The sequence below is a fragment of the Bradyrhizobium sp. SZCCT0153 genome (genome assembly GCF_018129995.1).
Classification (GTDB): domain Bacteria; phylum Pseudomonadota; class Alphaproteobacteria; order Rhizobiales; family Xanthobacteraceae; genus Bradyrhizobium; species Bradyrhizobium japonicum_G.
The window spans coordinates 489,429-506,681 of record NZ_JAFCKS010000001.1; the positions used below are offsets into that span (position 1 = coordinate 489,429).

Genomic DNA, 17,253 nt, shown 5'->3' on the forward strand with positions numbered 1-17,253 from the left:
TTAGATGCCGAAGCAGGCGAGGGCGATCCTGGCCGCGGCGCGCGGCAGCGATTTGAGCGAACGGCGGCCGATCATCCCGAGATAGGCGAAGGCATCGCGATATCGACCGAAGCGGACCGCCTGCATCGCCGAATAAGTGACGAGATGGACCTCGGCGGCCCGGCGCAGCCCGGCTGCCGTGCCGACGGGCAGTCTTGCCATGATCAGTCCGTCGTCGAACACCCGCGCGATCGCCGGGAAGAAGTCCTGCGGCGTCCGCACGGCGGCATTCATGGTGTTGGCGGTATGCAGGCGGTAGTCGAGCAAAAGCTTTGGCGCGAATTCGAACTCGCCGATCGCGGCGAGCCGGCACCAGCAGTGCCAGTCCTCGCAATATCTGAGCGAGACGTCGAAGCCGCCGATGGCGCGGAAAGCCTCCGCACGTGCGAGCGCAAGGCCGCCATTGACGATGAAGTTGCCGGCCGCGAGCCGCGCCAGCACGTCGCCGGACGGTTTGCGGCGTCCTTTCAACATATCCCGCCGGCCGATCTGCCGTCCCTCGCTGTCGATCGTGTTGTAGTCGCCGTAGACGAGAACCGCGCGGGGAGCACCGCGCGCAGCCGCAAGCAGCGCCCCGACCGCGCCTGGGCGCAGGCGGTCGTCGGCATCGAGGAAGAGCAGCCACTGACCGCTCGCATGTCGCGCGCCGAGATTGCGCGCGGCTGAGACGCCGGCGGAGTCGTTGCTGATCAGGCGCAGCCGCGGGTCACGAATGGTGCGGACGATGGCGGTGGTGTCGTCGGTCGAGCCGTCGTCCACGACGATCACTTCGCCGACCTCGCCTTGCGCCAGTGCGCTGGCGAGGGTTTCCGCGACATAGGCCGCGACGTTCTTGGCCGGAATCACGACGGACACCGAGATGGTCGAGCCGACCTGCAGCGGTTGGCGCGCCGCCGGATCGATCCGTGACGAGGCCGGCAATTCGAGAACGTCTTCGGCGGTGATCAAGCTGGGGCTCGTCTTTTAAGGATCTGTTAACCAGGGCGCATTGGCGATGCGATCGATTGCAACCGAGGCCGCGGCGAATGATACTCGCATTGCGGACAAAATCGCTGTCGCGAACGCCGGCGCCGCGGCGGTTTCGTAGATTAGCGTTAAGCCGCCGGCATTAAGCCTGTGGCAAATTTGGAAGAGTGCGACAGCCGGTCCCATGCGAGAATGCGCACCTGGCTGCCGCGGATGGACCCAGTGCCCGCAAACACATTCGACCACGATCCCGACGACATGATCCTCAACCTCTTCTACGAGGACAAGGACGATCGCTGGTTTCCCGGCGACCGGCATCTGCGGCGCATGGCGCGCCGCATGCTGCTCGGTGAGCCGAGGATGAGCGGCCAGCTGCGGGTGTTCCTCAATCTCTGTGCGGGCCTCGATCGGCTCGGCATCCGCTACCGCGTCAACGACTACGGCTACATCGCGCGGCATCCCGACGAGCTCGCCTGCATCATCGGCCGCACCTTCCTGCTCGACAAGTTCGCGTGGAAGAATCCGATCCTGCTCGGTGTCGCCGCGCACAATCATCCGCTCGACGATCCCGACCTGTTCAAGCGCCTGCCGGTCAAGAAGGTCGTGGTGCCCGGCCCGTGGTACGTCGACATGTACCGGCCGCATTGGCCCGACACGGAGGCCTGGCCGGTCGGCATCGACACGGATCTGTGGGCACCGTCGCCGACGTCGCAAAAGAGCGTCGACGTCCTGATCTACGACAAGGTGCACTGGGACCGCGAGCGCTATGCGCCGGAGCTGATCGAGCCCGTCCGCGCCCGGCTCGCCAGGGAAGGCCGCTCGTTCATCGAGCTGCGTTACGGCAGCTACAAGGAAGAAGACTATCAGACAGCTCTCGCGCAATCGCGTGCGATGATCTTCCTGTGCCAGAACGAGAGCCAGGGCATCGCCTATCAGCAGGCCCTGTCCTGCGGTGTGCCGGTGCTCGCCTGGGATCCGGGCGGGCCCTGGCGCGACCCCGATTATTATCCGCATCGCGTCCAGTTCGCGCCGGTGTCGTCGGTGCCGTACTGGGATGATCGTTGCGGTGCCAGATTCGCGGACACCGACGGGTTCGAGGCGGGCTGGGACGATTTCTGGGCCGGGTGCGCCGCCGACAAGTTCGATCCGCGGGGGTATGTCCTCGACAATCTCACGCTGGAGCAGCGCGCGCTGCAATATTACGAGATCGCGCGGAGCATCGTGCGGAAGCCGCCAGTGTCGCAGACCCGGGCGAGAGTGGTTGACGAATGCTTAACAGGGATGGGCTAAGACCTGAAGCTTCCCCGGCCTCATTACCTGCCTTGAGCCATGGACCGCAGCGCCGCCGAGATCACTGACGTCGAGACCCGATCGTTCGGCTACGTCTTGCGCGATGGCCTCGCGGAGCTGAATGCCGTGCGGGCCGCGCGTTGTCTCGTCGCGGTCGCGGCGCTGCTTCTCGTGTTGGTGACGCTCGATCCGTTTCCCGACCTGCGCAACGCGGACGTCACCACCGTCGTCGGCGGACGCATGGCGCTCACCTATGTCTCCTGGGGGCTGCTGGCCGCGGTCGCGGTGCTGTTCGTCGCCGCCACGGATGCGCCCGCGCTGAAGAGCTTGGTGACGCCGCTGCATCTTTGCCTGGTCGGCTGGCTGTTGATCAACATCGCCCTCTCCGAGAGCCGCGGCGTTTCGATGCAGCGCTTTGTGCTCGCGGCCAGCGTGATGTCGCTCGCGGTCCTGTTGCCGTTGCTGCCGCCGACGCAGCGCGGATTCAACCTTTGTCTCGGCGGCGCGGCGCTCGTGCTGCTCGTCCTCTGCTATCTCGGCGTCTTCCTCGCCCCGCAATACTCGATCCACACGGCGCTCGATGTCACCGAGCCGCAGCTGGCCGGCGACTGGCGCGGCAGCTTTGGCCACAAGAACATCGCCTCGCCGGTGATGACCATCCTGGTCTATGTCGGCATTTACCTGTGCGGCGTCGGGTCGTTCGTGATGGGACCGACGATCGCCGCGCTGGCCGGCATCTTCTTGATCTTCACCGGCGGCAAGACGTCGTCGGTGCTGTGTCTTGCGATCTACGCGCTCGCCTCGCTGGTCTATGTCACGCCGAGCCTGTGGCTGAAGCGGATCATCTGCTTCGTGCCGCTGGTCGTGATGAACCTGCTGACGGTCGGCAGTGTCATGAGCCCGGCGCTCGGCGCCATGACGCGGCTGCTTCCGCTCGATCCGACCTTCACCGGCCGTTCCGCGATCTGGGAGTTCGCGCTCGCGGCCGTTGCCGAGAAGCCGATCATCGGCCACGGCTATGCGGCTTTCTGGGACGACGTGACCGCAAGGCAGACCACCCAGGGCGCCGAATGGGCGACGTCCGCGGCGCACAGCCACAACAGCTATCTCGATCTTGCGGTCACCATCGGTCTGCCGGGGCTGTTGCTCGTGATCCTCATCTTCGTGCTTGCGCCGCTCGCCAATTTCCAGTCGGCGCAGGCCCATAATCGGAGTGGCGCGCTGGCGAAGCTGTTCCTGACCGTGTGGCTGTTCGGGCTGTATTACGGGGCCACCGAAACCTTCCTGCTCGAACGGCAGAATCCGATCTGGTTCATGTTCGCGATGGCCGTGGCCGGCCTGCACTTCCTGGCGAGGTTCCAATGCGTCGAGCAAACGGAACAGCGCGCTGACAGCTTGTCGCAGCCGGGACGGCCGTAGTGGCATCGGCTTAACGATATGCAGCGGCGTCACTTGTGGTCAGCGGCAAACATAATCTATCTGGAAACATTCGGTAATCGTATGTTGCGCGGATGACGTTCCTCAGCGTCGAGAAGCCAGATGGTCTTGTGTCCAGCACGTCTGGGATCGCGATCGATTTCCTTCGCGACTGGCGGCACGCCGCGCTGCGCCCGAGCGCCGGGCACCGCACGGCTTTCCAGCATGGCCACTGGCTCGGCGCGTGGTACGAGGCGTTCCACGATCTCGCGCCGCTGATCGCAGTCGTCTCCGATGTTGCGACCGGCAAGGATATCGCAATGGTGCCGATGATCAGCCACGTCAGGCGCGGCATCCGCATCGTCGAATTCGCCGACCTCGGCGTTTCCGACAACAACGCGCCGATCCTGGCGCTCGATGCCGCGTTGGACGCGGTTGCCACGGATGCGATCGGCAAGGCGCTGATCGACGCGTTGCGCGCGCTGCCCGACCGCTTCGACCTGCTGCGTCTGAAGAAGATGCCGGCCCAAATCGGCGGCAAGCCGAACCCGCTGGTGTCGCTCGGCCGGGTCGGATCCTGCTCGCTCAACGGCAATCTCGTGCTGACGGGCGACGACTACGAGGATTACCAGGCCTCGATCAAGCGCATGCAGATGCCGCGCTGCTGGCGCGTCTTCAGCCGTCATGCCGGCGCGCGATTCGAGATCGCCACTGATGTCACGCGTGCGCGCGAGCTGCTGGACGTGATGGATGTCCAGCAGCAGGCGCGCATGCGCAAGCTCGGCTCGCGCTTCGTCCTCAACGACGAAGCCCATGCCCGGTTCTATCGCGAGGTCGCCCGCCAGGGCGTTGCGGACGGCTATGCCGTCATTTCGGCGCTGGTGTGCGACGAGACCGTCGTCGCCACCACCCTCGGCGTCAGGTCTGGTGCGACCTATTTCCTGCTGCGCATCAGCCACGCCGGCGATTCCTGGTCGAGCTGCTCGCCGGGGCTGCTGGTCACGGAGCGCACCATGGCGACGCTGCATGCGGAGGGCGTGCGCCGCTTCGACCTCAGCATCGGCAACCAGGGCTACAAACGCCGTTTCGGCGCCGAGCCCGTGCCGCTGACCGATGTCAGCGTTGCGCTGTCCTGGCGCGGGATGCCTTACGCATGGCGCGACCATGCCGCGCAGGGCCTGCGCGGCCGGCACCCCAGGCTCGCCGCCCTTGCGGCACGGGCGATGGGCAAGGTGGCACGCTGACAGGCGCCGTCGTTTTGTCCGTCAGCTCCGAAGGCCCGCACGAAAGGCGTCCAGCAATGCGCGGCCCTGCGGCCAGGCGCCGAGCCCGCTCGACGCATTGATATGACCGAGTTCACCCGGCACGATCAGAGCGGATTGCCAGGCGCGCGCAAATTTCTCACTTTTCTCGAGTCCGCCATAGGGATCATTCGTGCTCGCGATGATGAGCGAGGGAAAGCGCAGCGGGCTGTTCGGCAGCGGCCTGAACGAAACGGCCTGGACGGGAAAATTGGCGCCATCCGGATCGGGGACAGCGACCAGAAAGGCGCCTGCGATCGCGGAGGGGAGGCGCGCGGCCCAGTGCGCGACCAGCAGGCAGGCGAGGCTATGTGCGACCAGCACCGGCGGCTTCGCGCAGCGCCTGACTGTCCGCTCAAGGGATTGTTCCCAGTCGTCGAGGTCGGGCTGGTCCCAGCTCGCCGGCTGAAATCGCGTGAAGCGCGCGTCGGTGCGCTCCCAGATCGTCTGCCAATGGGTCTCTCCGGAGCCGCCGAGGCCAGGCAAGGTGATGATGTCGTGCATGATCGTTCCGTGATATCTGAGATGGAGGCGCAGTGTGGCCGGTCACGGTCCTGCATCACATGGCAAGTCATCGGCGGAATCGATCATCTGCCGATGATCTCAAGGCGGAATGGAGAATTTTGTTGGATCGCTTCGGGAGGATCGACGTCAAGGACTTGAAGATCCTGGAGGCGCTGCAGGCCAATGCGCGGGTGCCGCTGTCCGAGCTTGGGCGTTCCGTCGGATTGTCCCAGCCGGCCGTCTTCGAGCGCGTCAAGCGGCTCGAGGAAGCCGGCATCATCGAGGGCTATGGCGCCCGGATCAATTCGCGCGCGCTTGGCCTCGGCCTGATGGCGCTGGTGCGCCTGCGCACCACGCATGAGCACATCAAGACCTGCCTCAAACGGTTCGCTGAGATCCCCCACATCATCGAGGTCCATCGCGTCACCGGCGATGACTGCTTCGTGCTCAAGGTGCTCGTTCCGGCGCCCGAGGATCTGGAGACGATCGTGGATCGTATTGCCGGCTTTGGCGCCGTCACCACCTCGCTCGTGCTGCGTAGCGAACCGGTGCGGCCGATCGGCAAAGACCTCATCAGGAAGCAAGCCGAACGCGGTTGAGGCGTGTCCCGCGCGATCGACAGGTCACCGCGCCGTCACGATTGCGCCGAGCTTCCGGTTGTCGCGTGTGTCGTGTTATCGCCGGCGGATCACGCCTTCGTGCAGCCTGCGCGGTGAAAGCGGCCGCGTGAGGCCCTGAAAAGGCTGCGGCAATACCAGCGCCGTGCCAGTGCCTGGGCGGGCCTGCGGATCATCTGCGCGATCAACAAGAGTTCGAAAGCCATTCGTAACGCATTTGGTTGGTGAGATATTCTGTCCACAAAGATGGGGCGGCATTCCCGAGAGAGAATGCCGCCCGCGTCGCATCAGCCATGCAGTCGGTCGTGGAGCTTAGCCGTGCAGCTCAGCCATGGAGTTTCCTGGCGGTCTCCGCGATCTGGCGGCCCTGATAGCGCGCGCCCGCGAGTTCGTTGACGCTGGGCTGGCGGCTGCCGTCGCCGCCGGTGATCGTGGTGGCGCCGTAGGGTGCGCCGCCGGTGACCTCGTCGAGCTTCATCTGGCCGGCAAAACCGTAGTTCAGGCCGACCACGACCATGCCGAAATGCAGGAGGTTGGTGATGATCGAGAACAGCGTCGTCTCCTGGCCGCCGTGCTGGGTCGCAGTCGCCGTGAAGGCGCCGCCGACCTTGCCGTGCAGGGCACCCTTGGCCCAGAGCCCGCCGGCCTGGTCGAGGAAGTTGGCCATCTGCGAGGCCATCCGCCCGAAACGGGTGCCGGTGCCGACGATGATCGCATCGTAATTGGCGAGGTCCTCGATCTTGGCGATCGGCGCGGCCTGGTCGACCTTGTAGTACGAGGCCTTGGCGACTTCGGCCGGCACCAGTTCGGGTACGCGCTTGATGTCGACGGTGGCACCGGCTTCGCGCGCGCCTTCGGCGACGGCATTGGCCATCGCTTCGATGTGGCCATAGGCGGAATAATAAAGGACGAGAACTTTGGTCATGATGGTCTCCGTTGTGTGGGTTCGATGCGCCGAGTTGTGCTGTTCGTTGTCATTGCCGGGCCTGACCCGGCAATCCAGCGCGCTTCGAAAAGCGCCCTGCGAAGGTGATGGATGCTCGGCTCAAGGCCGGGCATGACGGGTTGTTGCGTCGTTACGCCGCGTCGACGAGCACGATCTCGGAATCCTCCAGTGCCGTGATCTTCAGCCTGTCCTCGTCGCGGATCGCGGCGCCGTCGCGGGCGTTGACGCGCACGCCGTTGATCTCGACCGACCCCGCCGCGGGCACGAGATAAAGGTGCCGCGACTTCTGCGGATCGTACTCGGCGCTCTCGCCGGCTTTCAGCGTGGTCGCCAGCACCCGTGCATCGGCGCGGATCGGCAGCGCGTCCGCATCGTCCTGGAAGCCGCTCGCGATGGTGACGAGCTTGCCGGAGCGGTCCGCCTTCGGAAACGGTTTCGAGCCCCAGGTCGGCTGTCCCCCGCGCGCGGTCGGCTCGATCCAGATCTGGAAGATCCGCGTCCTGGTCGGCTCGAGATTGTACTCGGAGTGGCGGATGCCGCTGCCCGCGCTCATCACCTGCACGTCGCCCGCCTCGGTGCGGCCCTCGTTGCCGAGGCTGTCCTGGTGAGTGATCGCACCCTCGCGCACATAGGTGATGATTTCCATGTTGGCGTGGGGATGGGCGGGAAAGCCGGTGTTCGGCGCGATCTCGTCGTCGTTCCATACCCGCAAGGCGCCGTGACCCATGTTGTTCGGGTCATAGTGGCTGGCGAAGGAGAAGTGATGCTTGGCCTTGAGCCAGCCGTGGTCGGCGCCGCCGAGCCTGTCGAAAGGTCTGAGTTCGATCATCTGCGTAATTCCTTTTGGTGAGGGGGCGCCTTGATCAGGCGCCGAACCCGCCGTCGACGTTGAGCACGGTGCCGGTGACGAAGGAGGCTTCGGGGCTGGCGAGGAAGACGACGCCGGCGGCGACTTCCTCGGGGCGGCCGAAGCGCTGCAGTGCGTGCTGCTTGCGCTGGGTCTCAGCGAACTCGCCGCCGTCCTTCGGGTTCATGTCGGTGTCGATCGAGCCGGGCTGCACCACGTTCACGGTGATGCCGCGCGGGCCGAGGTCGCGTGCCGCGCCCTTGGTGTAGCCGACCACGGCCGCCTTGGTCGCGACGTAATCGGCAAGGCCCGGGAACGAGGCGCGATCGGCCAGCATCGAGCCGACGGTGACGATGCGGCCGCCTTCTCCCATCAACTGTGACGCTGTGCGGATCGCGGCGATCACACCATGCACGTTGATCGAGTCCTGGCGCGCCAGCGCGTCGGTATCCGCGTTCAAATCATCGATCGCGCCGCCGGCGGCGACGCCGGCATTGTTGACGAGGATGTCGAGATGACCGAACTCCTTCGCGACGTCCTTGACGAGCTGGGTGACGTCCTTGGCCGAAGCCTGATCGGCCTTGAAGGCGCGAGCCTTGACGCCGCGGGCCTTCAGCTCGCTGACGACCGCTTCAGCCTTTTCGGGCGAGGCAACATAGCTGATGGCGACATCGGCACCTTCGTCGGCAAGAGCGCGGGCCGATGCCGCGCCGATGCCGCGGGAGCCGCCGGTGACGAGTGCAACCTTGCCTGAGAGCTTCTTGGTCATTGGATTTCTCCATTCCTGTATGTCTGATCACCCTTGGATAAGCCTCCCTCTGTGGTATAGAAATAGAAACTGTTGAAACGAATTGTTTCCTATATCGTCGCGATTGGACCGCTCCCATGGCAAAACTCCCGGATTTCGAGGCCCTCGCGATTTTCGCAAAAGTCGTGGAATTGCGGTCGTTTGCGGGGGCCGCGAGTGAGCTTGCGACGTCCAAGGCGACGGTGTCCAAGGCGGTGACCCGGCTGGAGGAGCGGCTCGGTGCCCGGCTGTTCAACCGCACTTCGCGCCGGCTGGCGCTGACCGATGCCGGGCACAAGCTCGCCGAACGGGCGACCCGTCTGCTCGCCGACGGTGAGGCGGCGGAGAACGAGGCGCTGGCGCAATCGGTGGCGCCGCGAGGCCTGGTGCGGCTCGCAGTGCCCATGACGTTCGGGATCAAGGCGGTGGCGCCGCTGCTGCCGGAGTTTTTTGAGACCTATCCGGAAGTCTCGGTCGATCTGCATCTGAGCGATGCGACCGTCGATCTGATCGGCGAGGGCTTCGACATGGCGGTGCGGATTGCGCGGCTGCCGGATTCCTCGCTGATCGCGCGGCGGCTCTTCACCATGCCGCGTTTCACGGTGGCGGCGCCGTCCTACCTCAAGCGCCACGGCCGGCCGACGCATCCGATGCATCTGGCCGAGCACAAATGCTTCAGCTACGCCTACCTCTCGACGCCGAATGTCTGGCACTACACCAATTCGGCCGGCGAGCAGGCCAGCGTGCGCCCGGGCGGACAGCTTCGCGTCAACAATGGTGAAGCGGTGATGCCGGCGCTGATCGCCGGTCTCGGCATTGCCGAGCTTCCCGAATTCATTGTCGGTGAAGCCATCTCCTCGGGTGAGGTCGAAGTGATCCTGAAGGACTGGAAGCAGGCCGAAGGCGCCGTGCATCTGGTGACGCCGCCCGGCGGCCCGCGCCCCGCACGCGTCGAGGCGCTCGGCGATTTTCTCGCGGCGAAGCTGCCGGGCACGTGCAAGCGGCGGGTGCGCGGAAAGGCAAAGCCGTCATAGAGCGGGCGGGACCATCAGTCATTGAGAGAGCAGCGAAGTAATGATGGAATTCGGCTACGACACCTTTACGCCGTCGCGCGCGACAATGCGCAGGCCCGGCTTCAGCGTCTCTTCGAGCTGCGACTTCAATTCGTGCACACGCGGGTCGCTCGAGCGCTTCGCGCAGACCGCGTATTGATGCACCGATTTCGCCAGGGCGCGCCGCGCTTCCGGCGTACGCGTCACGTCGGGCTTTGAAAGCCGCAGGACGATCGCGGCGAGATTCACCAGCATCTCGTCCAGGGCGACGTCGATGGTTGCGAGTTTTCCCATGACACACTTCCTGGGAGGGCAACGATGGCTCGGGGGATGCGTTCCGGGTCCGGCCCAACATGGTTAATGCTTCGTAAACGGCTTGTTCTTGCCGATCGCCACGTTAGGCTGGGAGCGAAACAAGAACAATCGAGGAGGGGGCTTCCATGGATCGTCGCGACATCCTGCGCGCAGCTGCTGCATTGCCGCTGTTGCGCGCTGCGCTGCCGGACCCTGCTTTTGCGCAAGCCTATCCCGCCCGCAACATCACGATGATCGTGCCGTTTCCGGCCGGCGGGCAGGCCGATCTCGCGGCGCGTCCCGTCGCACAGGCTCTGGAGCGGATCCTCGGCAAGCCGGTCATCGTCGACAACCGCGCCGGCGGCGGCGGCGGATCGGTCGGCAACGCCGCGGCGGCGCGCGCCGAGCCTGACGGCTACACGCTGCTGATGGCGCTGTCTTCGCTTGCGGTGCTGCCCGAGGCCGACCGGCTGTTCGACCGTCCCGTCGCCTACGAGGTCTCGCAGTTCATGCCGATCGCGCGCGTGCTGGCCGATCCCACGCTGCTCGCCGTGCCGGCCTCGGCACCGTGGAAGACGGCGCAGGATTTTGTCGAGGATGCGAAGAAACGCCCGGGCCAGATCACCTATGGCTCGTCGGGCCCCTACGGCACGCTGCACGTGGCGATGGAGATGTTCGCAAACAGCGCCGGCATCAAGCTGCTGCACGTGCCGTTCCGTGGCGCGGGTCCCGCGCTGACCGCGATCCTCAGCGGGACCGTGCAGGCGATCGCCGCCGCACCCGGCACGCTGAAGCCGCAGGTCGACGACGGCAAGCTGCGCGTGCTCGGCAATTGCGGCGCGCGGCGCATCGCGAGCTTCCCGGATGTCCCGACCTTCCAGGAGCTCGGCTACAAGGACGTCGAGATGTACATTTGGGCCGGCCTGTTCGCGCAGAGCACGTTGCCGGCGTCGATCGCGACCCGCCTGCGCGAGGCGATGGCGCAGGTGATGACGAGTCCGGACGTGCTCAAGGCCTTCGAGACGTCGGGCAGTCTCGTCGCCTATCAGGACGCGCCGGCCTTCTCCGAGTTCGTGGCGACCGACAGCGCGCGGCTGATTACGGCGGTCAAGAAGATCGGCAAGGTCGAATAGGTTCCCAGTCCGTTTTCACATTTTTTTGTTGGTCCAGAACCTCTCCGCGTCTCATTGATTGAAGAGAATTCGAGAGACTCGCGAAGGAATCGGACATGCGAACAGAGCGGATTGCGCTGGGTGTGGCGCTTGCGGTCGGCGGCATCGTCGCGCATAGCGCTGCATCCGCTGAAGAGTATCGCGGAACCATGGAGCAGCAGATGGCCTGCACGCCGGATGTGTGGCGGCTGTGCAGCGATCAGATCCCTGACGTCAGCCGCATCACGGCTTGCTTGCAGCAGAATACGCCGCAACTCTCCAGCGGCTGCCGCGCGGTGTTCCAATCCAATAACCAGATGCAGCCGCAGCAGCCGGTTCCGCGCAATCGCGCTGCGCCGCCACCGCGTTACAACGCCGCGCCGCCGCCTCCGCCGGAACAGCCCCGGCCTTACGACGAGGATGATTAGCGCTGCCTGGAGCAGGATCCGGGAGCGTGCGCAGCGACAAGCGCCAGGATGCGGTCGGGCCGGCTCATTCAGCGCTCTCCTTTGCCGTCCGACTCAGGTCGATGCCGGAGGGCCGTCCGCATGATGGCACCGAAGAGCAAAGCTGCGACTGGCCAATGGAACCAGATCCTGTGCATGCCAGTGAAAATATTGATCAGAATCAGAAAGGCCGACACCGTGAGGGCCGCTGCGACCGGGCGGGGCAGCTTCGCCAGCCCATCTGAAGCCAAGCGCATCCATGTGGATGATTCGTACTTGTCGCGGTGTACGGCGTCAGTTTGCGAGCCCGCGACTGCGCCCTGGGAAGCCAGGCGTTCGCCAGGCGGAAAGCCCCGTGCTTGAGCGGTTTGGCCGCTCATGGTCACGCGATAACTGGTCACGGGAGCGATGTTCTTCATTGGACGCTGGCCGAGACAGTCGAAGCCAACAGATAATTTGTTGTGCACCTGATCATAGGCGGAGCTGGAGATCACGATGCCACCGGGGTCGGCAAGTTCTTGCAGGCGCGCGGCGATATTGACCCCGTCTCCATAAAGATCCGAACCATCCACCATCACGTCGCCGAGATTGATGCCGATGCGAAAACGCATCGGCGGAGGTCGGTCCAAATCCTGGTTGGAAATTTCCTGCTGAATCTCGACCGCACATTGCACGGCCTCGACGACGCTGGCGAATTCGGCGATGACGGCATCACCCCAGGTATTCACGATCCGCCCGTCATGGCGCTCCACCAATCCGGCAATGGCCGTGCGGTAGCGGCGCAGTGTCTCCAGCGTTCCCGCCTCGTCTGCTTCCATGAGGCGAGAATAGCCGTGCACATCAGCGCACAGCACGGTGGTTAGCCGTCGTTTTACCTTATCGTCGGGCATGGTCCGTACATTAGCCTTCCTGACCGGCAAATGCATCAGGCATCCGCTGACTTACGGCCTGATCTCGCAGACATCGACCCATTCAGCCCCGGTCAGCTCGGCCATCCGGTCCGGCGTGATGCGCACCGCGCTGTGAGTCGAGCCCGCGGCCGGCACCACGACGTCGAACGCCTTCAGCGAGACGTCGCAATAGACCGGCAGCGGCGACTTCAGCCCGAACGGGCAGACGCCGCCGACCTCGTGGCCGGTGATCTCGGCGACCTCTTCCAGCCCCAGCATTTTCGGCTTGCCGCCGAACTGCGCCTTCACCTTCTTGTTGTCCATCCGCGAGGTGCCGGCCGCGACGATCAGGATCACGCGCTCGCCGACACGCAATGACAGCGTCTTGGCGATCATCCCGGGCTCGACGCCGTAGGCCTCGGCGGCCAGCGGCACCGTGGCCGAGCTGATCGGCGATTCAATCACTGATATGTCGGGGGCTTTCTCGGCGAAGAAGGCGCGAACGGATTCCAGGCTCATTCACAACTCACGGGCGGGCGGCGATCCCCGGGTCATCCCTAGAGATGATCCCGGGCAGCTCGGAGAGCGAGCGGACGCGGTGGTCCGGCGCAAGTCCAAGCTCGTCCATCTGGGTGCGGATCGCCTTGAACATGGTCAGCGGTGCCACGAGTTCGCTCTCGACGCAAGCCAGCGCCATCGCCTCGGGCGTCACCCGCTCGATCCAGGCGACGTTCAGTCCAAATGCCTTCGCGCCGGCGACGTCCCAGGGATTGGACGAGACGAACAGCACCTCGTCCGGCGCGGTGCCGAGCATTTCGCCGATCAGCGCGTAAGCTTCCGGACTCGGCTTGAAGATCCTGTTCGCGTCGACGCTGATGGTGGCATCGAGCAGGGCGTCGAGGCCGGTGTTGCGCACGAGCGCATTCAGCATGTCCGGACTGCCGTTGGAGAGGATGGCGAGCTTTCGCGGCTTCAGGGCCGTGAGCGCGGCCGTCGCCTCCGGATAGAGATCGAGATGCAGATATTTCTCGATCACGCGCTCGAACGCCTCGCTGTCATAAGCAAGGCCCAGCACGCGCAGCGTATAGGCGAGCGAGTCGCGGGTGACGGCGGCAAAGTCCTGGTAGCGCCGCATCAGCGAGCGCAACCAGGTGTATTCAAGCTGCTTGATGCGCCAGATCTGCGTGATGATCTCGCCGTAGCCCGGAAACGCATCCTCGGTGATCTCCGCGACCGACTGGATGTCGTAGAGCGTTCCGTAGGCGTCGAAGACGACGGCTTTGAGGGGCACGCGAGTTTCCTGCGCTCAACTGGCTACGGCGTTGCCTATACCTCATTTTTGGTGTCCGCGATATCGGTGTCGATCGGCACGATCGACGGTCGGCCCGACGAGCCGAATGATTCATCGCATTGCACACCACGGGAGGGAAAGCTCCGGCATGTAGGTTGGTCGCCATTCGCAGATGCTTTCCGGTCCGCTTCGCTTCAACGCCATCTTCAGCGGCTCCGCCTGGCTGATGCCCACATGGAGCCCGATCAGCGCGGCGCCGATCGGGAAGGTCCAGCGGCTCACGCGCATGTCCGCCAACTCGTTGAGGAGCACCATTCCGGCGAGGATGATCAGCGGATCGGTGAACACGAAATATTCAAGCTTCAAACCCCGCCGCACGCCGATTGCGTCGATCGCTATCGCAGCGAGCATCATGAAAGCGGCTTGAACGGCGACCTGATGCTTGCATTGCCGCCAGGCAAGGATGATGCCGGGAAAGATCAGCCAGGTCAGAAACACAGTGGGTCGCGGCGAGGTGAACAGCACGAAAGTATAGCGCTTGAGCACGCCAAGCACGCCCGTCAGAATAAGGCCGGCTGCGCCTTGCACGCTCGTGGATGCGTCCGGCGCGTCGACATACATCAGCATCTTCTCGATCGGATTGAACACGACGACGAGAGCGGTGACGTCGTATTGAATATAGAGCGTCAGGGTGGCGAGCGATGCGCCGATGACGAGCGCACACATCGTCGCAACGGTCTCCAGCAGGCTCACCCGCCAGATCGCGGCAAAAGCGATCGTCCACCCCACGAACCAGCCGGCCAGCCCAATCTGATAGGTGCCGAACCTGCCCAGAAGGAGCGGCTTGAGGCCGGCGGCGCTCGCCGCAACGGGATCGAGTCCGGCGGCGGCCAGAGGCCATGCCAGCAGCGCGGCACAAATTCCGAGCGCGGCGGTTGCCGTCGCCGCAAGCGTCGCGCCCGAGCCCGACCGCCAGAACCCGACGCTGACGCTCGCGCTGTTCCCGAACGGAATGACCAGCACCGGTAGAGCGGCGATAAGCAAGATCGCCTGCACCTTGTTCTGAAGTCCGAGCACGCAAAGCCATGCAGCCAGGCCGACAAGCAGCGGCCGATAGATTGTGGCCCGGCGCGCAGCGACGATGAGCAGCATCAGGGCGGCGATGCAAAAGCCGGCGGCGATCATCTCGCTTCGCAGAATGCGCAGGTGCATCTGAAAGCCGCCGGAAAACGCGAATGCAAAAACGCCGCAAGTCGCGACCCGCAAGTCCCCGCCGATCCGACGGGCCAGCGCGGCAAACAGGAAAAGGAGGCCAGTTGCGGTCAGCAGCGCGGCCACCCTCGCAGCGCGGACCGCGCTCGTCATCGCCGCATCAAACGATGGTCCGTTCGATGCAGGGGGAATGGCGGAAAGCGTCCAGGCCTCGAGCAGGCGAAGCTGGTGGAGCAGACGGAACCATGCCTCGACCGACAGGATGGTCAGATCGGCAGGGTGGTCGAAGAATGCGCGCTTGCCCCCGTCATTGAGTGCAAGTGCGTTGTAGACCACCATGAAATCCATGTCGGCGTTGCGCCAATACACGATGAAATAGCCGCACAGCAGGAACGACAGCAGCGTTAATCCGAGTATCACGATGAGGCCGCCTCGCCATCCGAACGGCGTCAGCCGGTCGAGCGGATCGCAATGGGATCGCCATGTATGGACGGCGTTGACAACAGGCCGACACCGGCGCGCCAACTCAGCTTTCAAACCATCCTCGCCGACATCACTACCATTGGCGTCAAATGGCCTTGATCTTGAAGAATGCGAACACGACCATCTTCAGCAGCATCCAGCCGTGGCTGAAGCGCGAGATCTGCGTTTCGCCGTAGCTGCGCGCTGCGTAGCGAATGGGAATATCAATGCTCTTCAGGTTGAGTTTCGAGGCACCGAAGATCAGATCGAAGTCACCAAACGGATCGAAGTCTCCGAAATAGGCCTTTCCCGCCTTGAGACGATGGTAATCGCTTCGGCGCAGGACCTTGGTACCGCACAGCGTATCCGTGTAGCGCTGGTTCAACAGCCACGAGAACAGATATGAGAAGACCTTGTTGGCGATCAGATTCAGGAAGCGCATGGCCCCGGCGTCCATCGGGTAGACCAGACGCGAACCGTTGATGAACTCGCCCTTACCCGATCGCAGTGCCTCGTAGAACTTACAGAGCTGCTCGGGCGGCATGGTGAGGTCGGCGTCCAGAATCATCAGCACGTCGCCTCGCGCGGCATCGAAGGCGGTGAAGACGGCGTCGGCCTTTCCCTTGCCCGGCTGCCGCATGACTTTGACGTCCTTGTCGGGGAATGCCTGTTGGACCCGTGTCATCTCCTCGAACGTGCCGTCCTTGCTGTGGCCCTCGATGAAAATGATCTCGATGTCGGGACAGAACTGCGCAACCCGTCGCACCGCAGGCTCGATATTGCCACGCTCGTTTCTGGCGGGAATGATCACGCTCACGGACGATACGTCATCGTCGACATGGCGCAGCGAGCGCGCCACGAGATAATGGCGCAGCGACAGCGCGCGAATGCCGGGCAGGACGCTGACGAACCGGTTGGCGAAACGTCCGATCCCGAACAAGCGCAGGGGAGACAGGATGCGTTGCTCGGATTCGATCGGATCGAAGTCGGCCAGGGCTGCGAGGTTGCGCAGATCGTCGGGCGAAAGCACGTTTTGATCTGGCTGGGGCATGCGAAGGCCCAGGATCTCGGCAAGCTTGAGAACCGGATACCAGAGGTGAGAAAAATGGCCGATCACCAGCCGCGTCTCGCGCGAGCACAGCGGGTGCAGTTGTTCGATGAACCTTTGGCAATCGTCGAGGGAGCCGATCGTGTCGAGGACGAGAATGAAGTCGAACGGGCCGTGGACGGATGACAGCGTGATCGCGTCCTCGGCGTCCGCCTGGATGAACTGAAGATCAGGATGGCGCCGCCGCGCGAGTTCGATCTGCGCATCGCTGAAGTCGAGGCCGACTCCATGAGATGGCTTCAACGCGGCGAGCGTGTCCCCGAGGCCGCAACCGATATCGAGGACGCGGCTTCCCGGCGGAATGAGGAATTGCAAGTAGCGTTCGTCCTCGCCGTGAAAAAATGCGGCCTTCTCGCGCCAGCGCGCCCGGGAGACGGCGAACCGGTCAGCATGATCGCGAAGCGCCGCCTTGCGCGACGAAAAATTGCGCGGCGCCACCTCGCCATCGCGGCAGGCGCGTGGCAAGGCAGCGTTCCGCGCGTGCGGAAATTCCAGGTCCGATTGCGTCATGAGCCCCCGCCCGACGACTTCGATGAACGCAGCATGGCAGAAAAGTGCTGCTGTTGGCTATGCGAAAATGGTCTGCTGGACGCTCCACTCCGTCGCTGCCTACCGCCTCTCGCCGTCGCGCGAG

At 64.4% G+C, this 17,253-nt stretch carries 18 protein-coding genes; 7 read left to right on the top strand and 11 right to left on the bottom strand.

The genetic code is table 11. The features are described 5' to 3' along the window. The gene (locus JQ572_RS02415; protein ID WP_211381380.1) at positions 1 to 987 is read right to left on the bottom strand and encodes a glycosyltransferase; all 987 of its coding nucleotides are present in this window, start codon (positions 985 to 987) and stop codon (positions 1 to 3) included. A gap of 240 nt (positions 988 to 1,227) precedes the next feature. On the opposite strand from JQ572_RS02415, the gene JQ572_RS02420 reads away from it, so the two are divergent. From JQ572_RS02420 to JQ572_RS02430, 3 genes are all read left to right on the top strand, one after another. Then, positions 1,228 to 2,295 (top strand): glycosyltransferase, encoded by a 1,068-nt coding sequence (locus JQ572_RS02420; RefSeq protein ID WP_211381381.1) that lies wholly within the window; start codon positions 1,228 to 1,230, stop codon positions 2,293 to 2,295. Positions 2,296 to 2,334: 39 nt separating this feature from the next. Further along, positions 2,335 to 3,714: an O-antigen ligase family protein gene (locus JQ572_RS02425; protein WP_211381382.1), complete on the top strand. Its 1,380-nt coding sequence runs from the start codon at positions 2,335 to 2,337 to the stop codon at positions 3,712 to 3,714. 92 nt (positions 3,715 to 3,806) lie between these two features. Next, positions 3,807 to 4,955 carry a GNAT family N-acetyltransferase gene (locus JQ572_RS02430; RefSeq protein ID WP_211381383.1) on the top strand — a complete coding sequence of 383 codons (1,149 nt, stop codon included), beginning with the start codon at positions 3,807 to 3,809 and terminating at the stop codon, positions 4,953 to 4,955. 21 nt (positions 4,956 to 4,976) lie between these two features. On the opposite strand, the gene JQ572_RS02435 is transcribed toward JQ572_RS02430, so the two are convergent. After that, positions 4,977 to 5,516, bottom strand: coding sequence for an RBBP9/YdeN family alpha/beta hydrolase (locus JQ572_RS02435; RefSeq protein WP_211381384.1), 540 nt, complete (start codon positions 5,514 to 5,516; stop codon positions 4,977 to 4,979). A 122-nt stretch (positions 5,517 to 5,638) separates the two neighbouring features. On the opposite strand from JQ572_RS02435, the gene JQ572_RS02440 reads away from it, so the two are divergent. Beyond that, positions 5,639 to 6,115: an Lrp/AsnC family transcriptional regulator gene (locus JQ572_RS02440; protein ID WP_211381385.1), complete on the top strand. Its 477-nt coding sequence runs from the start codon at positions 5,639 to 5,641 to the stop codon at positions 6,113 to 6,115. A gap of 343 nt (positions 6,116 to 6,458) precedes the next feature. Here JQ572_RS02440 and wrbA read toward each other — a convergent pair whose 3' ends face one another. The 3 genes from wrbA to JQ572_RS02455 form a co-directional block, all read right to left on the bottom strand. After that, a complete protein-coding gene (wrbA, locus tag JQ572_RS02445) occupies positions 6,459 to 7,058 on the bottom strand; it encodes an NAD(P)H:quinone oxidoreductase (RefSeq protein ID WP_211381386.1) in 600 nt (199 codons plus the stop codon). 151 nt (positions 7,059 to 7,209) lie between these two features. After that, positions 7,210 to 7,908, bottom strand: coding sequence for a pirin family protein (locus tag JQ572_RS02450; protein WP_211381387.1), 699 nt, complete (start codon positions 7,906 to 7,908; stop codon positions 7,210 to 7,212). 34 nt (positions 7,909 to 7,942) lie between these two features. Then, positions 7,943 to 8,695: an SDR family NAD(P)-dependent oxidoreductase gene (locus JQ572_RS02455; protein WP_211381388.1), complete on the bottom strand. Its 753-nt coding sequence runs from the start codon at positions 8,693 to 8,695 to the stop codon at positions 7,943 to 7,945. A gap of 116 nt (positions 8,696 to 8,811) precedes the next feature. Between JQ572_RS02455 and JQ572_RS02460 the strand changes: the two genes are divergently transcribed. Then, positions 8,812 to 9,747, top strand: coding sequence for a LysR family transcriptional regulator (locus JQ572_RS02460; protein WP_211381389.1), 936 nt, complete (start codon positions 8,812 to 8,814; stop codon positions 9,745 to 9,747). A 54-nt stretch (positions 9,748 to 9,801) separates the two neighbouring features. Here JQ572_RS02460 and JQ572_RS02465 read toward each other — a convergent pair whose 3' ends face one another. Next, positions 9,802 to 10,059 (bottom strand): hypothetical protein, encoded by a 258-nt coding sequence (locus JQ572_RS02465; RefSeq protein WP_211381390.1) that lies wholly within the window; start codon positions 10,057 to 10,059, stop codon positions 9,802 to 9,804. A 146-nt stretch (positions 10,060 to 10,205) separates the two neighbouring features. Here JQ572_RS02465 and JQ572_RS02470 point away from each other — a divergent pair, with 146 nt between their 5' ends. Further along, complete coding sequence (locus tag JQ572_RS02470; RefSeq protein ID WP_211381391.1) at positions 10,206 to 11,192, top strand: tripartite tricarboxylate transporter substrate binding protein; 987 nt, start codon at positions 10,206 to 10,208, stop codon at positions 11,190 to 11,192. A 95-nt stretch (positions 11,193 to 11,287) separates the two neighbouring features. Next, the gene (locus JQ572_RS02475) at positions 11,288 to 11,638 is read left to right on the top strand and encodes a hypothetical protein (RefSeq protein ID WP_211381392.1); all 351 of its coding nucleotides are present in this window, start codon (positions 11,288 to 11,290) and stop codon (positions 11,636 to 11,638) included. Positions 11,639 to 11,706: 68 nt separating this feature from the next. On the opposite strand, the gene JQ572_RS02480 is transcribed toward JQ572_RS02475, so the two are convergent. The 5 genes from JQ572_RS02480 to JQ572_RS02500 form a co-directional block, all read right to left on the bottom strand. Next, entirely contained in the window at positions 11,707 to 12,546 is an 840-nt protein-coding gene (locus tag JQ572_RS02480; RefSeq protein ID WP_211381393.1) for an adenylate/guanylate cyclase domain-containing protein, read from the bottom strand. A 51-nt stretch (positions 12,547 to 12,597) separates the two neighbouring features. Then, on the bottom strand, positions 12,598 to 13,065 hold the full coding sequence (locus JQ572_RS02485) for a YbaK/EbsC family protein (protein WP_211381394.1): 468 nt from the start codon (positions 13,063 to 13,065) through the stop codon (positions 12,598 to 12,600). A gap of 7 nt (positions 13,066 to 13,072) precedes the next feature. Further along, positions 13,073 to 13,837 (bottom strand): haloacid dehalogenase type II, encoded by a 765-nt coding sequence (locus JQ572_RS02490; RefSeq protein WP_211381395.1) that lies wholly within the window; start codon positions 13,835 to 13,837, stop codon positions 13,073 to 13,075. Between the two features lie 111 nt (positions 13,838 to 13,948). Beyond that, positions 13,949 to 15,574 carry a hypothetical protein gene (locus JQ572_RS02495; protein ID WP_211382388.1) on the bottom strand — a complete coding sequence of 542 codons (1,626 nt, stop codon included), beginning with the start codon at positions 15,572 to 15,574 and terminating at the stop codon, positions 13,949 to 13,951. Between the two features lie 43 nt (positions 15,575 to 15,617). Beyond that, on the bottom strand, positions 15,618 to 17,129 hold the full coding sequence (locus tag JQ572_RS02500; RefSeq protein ID WP_211381396.1) for a bifunctional class I SAM-dependent methyltransferase/glycosyltransferase family 2 protein: 1,512 nt from the start codon (positions 17,127 to 17,129) through the stop codon (positions 15,618 to 15,620). Positions 17,130 to 17,253 lie beyond the last annotated feature (124 nt).